This window comes from Vibrio fujianensis (assembly GCF_002749895.1).
In the GTDB taxonomy this organism is placed as follows: domain Bacteria; phylum Pseudomonadota; class Gammaproteobacteria; order Enterobacterales; family Vibrionaceae; genus Vibrio; species Vibrio fujianensis.
Genome location: NZ_NBUS01000021.1, coordinates 2,775 through 4,528 on the forward strand (window position 1 = coordinate 2,775; position 1,754 = coordinate 4,528).

At 41.1% G+C, this 1,754-nt stretch carries 3 protein-coding genes; all 3 read right to left on the reverse strand.

Features of this window, described 5'->3' with window-relative positions; translation table 11 throughout:
* Positions 1-150: 150 nt before the first annotated feature.
* Positions 151-846, reverse strand: a complete 696-nt coding sequence (locus B7C60_RS00485; RefSeq protein WP_099609980.1) for a hypothetical protein — start codon at positions 844-846, stop codon at positions 151-153.
* Positions 847-995: 149 nt separating this feature from the next.
* Positions 996-1,283: a type II toxin-antitoxin system RelE/ParE family toxin gene (locus B7C60_RS00495; RefSeq protein ID WP_000869991.1), complete on the reverse strand. Its 288-nt coding sequence runs from the start codon at positions 1,281-1,283 to the stop codon at positions 996-998.
* Positions 1,280-1,561: a type II toxin-antitoxin system Phd/YefM family antitoxin gene (locus B7C60_RS00500; protein ID WP_172953210.1), complete on the reverse strand. Its 282-nt coding sequence runs from the start codon at positions 1,559-1,561 to the stop codon at positions 1,280-1,282. The genes B7C60_RS00495 and B7C60_RS00500 overlap by 4 nt, the downstream gene beginning before the upstream one ends.
* Positions 1,562-1,754: the final 193 nt, after the last annotated feature.

The following is a 1,754-nucleotide window of genomic DNA, read 5'->3' on the forward strand; positions in this document are numbered from 1 at the left end:
TGTACATAAATTTCTATTCCTTTCGCTGACCTCATGAATCGCATAACGCCGCATTAAGGTGTGAGCGACGCTTGGCTATACTCGAGCGAAGCGAGACTGCCAAGCGTTGCGAATCACTCTTAAATGCTTTGTTAACAGTATGCTTTCACCTTACTCTTTGACAATCACATGAATATCTATAGAGGCGCTGAGTGTAGACTTTTTGCGTCGATATTCGTTGATAGCACGATTGCTATTGGTTTTATCTTTCGGAGGTACTGGTATCTCTGGTAATTCTTGAACCAAATATTTGCACTCTGTAGCGACTAAGTTGCGATCATTTAAGTCACAGATATTGCCCATTAACTTTGATAGTTCATCTTGAACATCATCAATTTTTTCAACAATGTCGGAAGCAAGCATAGCGCCGTTTGCGCCACTTTTAATTCTTTCTAGCTGATTCAATACCTTATGAACAGAGCCAATTATTCCAGTCCTAGCTTCAACCCGAATTACATCATGGTGTTTCGCTTTGGTTTGATACAAAAACTCCGATATGATTGCATCTGACAACCACTTTGAATCCGAATAGAGGAGTTGAAGACCTTCTCTAAAATCTTTGTATGAGCTAATGCCTTGTAGTAGAAGCATTAATGTACCGATAACAGTTACTCGTGTTTTAATCGACCCTTCTTCAAACTCAATATTTATATCAAGCCCTTCGGATAAAAAAAACTCTGTACGACTTAACGCAAAAGCTCTTATGCTTTCTTTGAACGCTTCAAGCTGTTCTTCAGTTTCAATTCCCGCTGGTTCAACGTTAATATACGCCTGACTAAGAATATTTTTATCTATGTAATCAGCCACGAAATTTCCTCAATACTGTTAACGCCCGCTTAAGGGGCAGCCAATGCTACTACCAACTTACTGCATAACACCGTAACCACAAAAATCAACGCATAGCAAAAATGCCACGCGTTGGCTGTCCCTCTTGAAGCATTTGTTATAACACAGTTTCACACATCATGTTCCGTGAGCAATTGACGACAGTTACGGACTGTTAGAACACGTATTTCGAGGCCCAAACTATAAATAATGCGGTAATGGCCAAAAATTATTTCACGGTAGTTCGTATGAGGCATTTCAGGAACCATGCGGCCCATTTCTGGCATTGAGCCGATCAATTCCGTTTTGTCGAACACATCATTCACCCACTTTTCTGCAGCTGAGGGGTTGTCCAAAGCAATAAACTCTGCAGCATCACCTAGTTTTTGTAACGCTAGAGGTGACCAAACTACTTTCATTTGATGATGCGTCCCAGAACTTGTGAACGAGCATCTGCGTTTGATACACCCAAACCTGCAGCCAATTGAGCTTCTGCAGTACGCATTTCTTCAAGTAATTCGATTTTCTCTTGCATCGCTTCATACTCGGCAACGTCAAGAACAACGGCTACACCTTTACCTCGTTGTGTAATAACTAATGGTCGACGAGTTTCATTGATCTGTTTGATAAATGATGCAACGCCAGCACGGAACTCAGACAAAGGCTGAATATCTTGATCAAGGTGAATACGGCTCATAATGAACTCCATTTGGTACAATTTAATGTACAAATAGTAGTTCAATTGAGATTTACGAGCAAGGAATTGATTCTGTGTTATAACGCCGCATTAAGGTGTGAGCAGCGCTTGGCTATACTTGAGCGAAGCGAAACTGCCAAGCGTTGCGAATCACTCTTAAATGCTTTGTTAGGCATCTGGCTTACCATGCTGA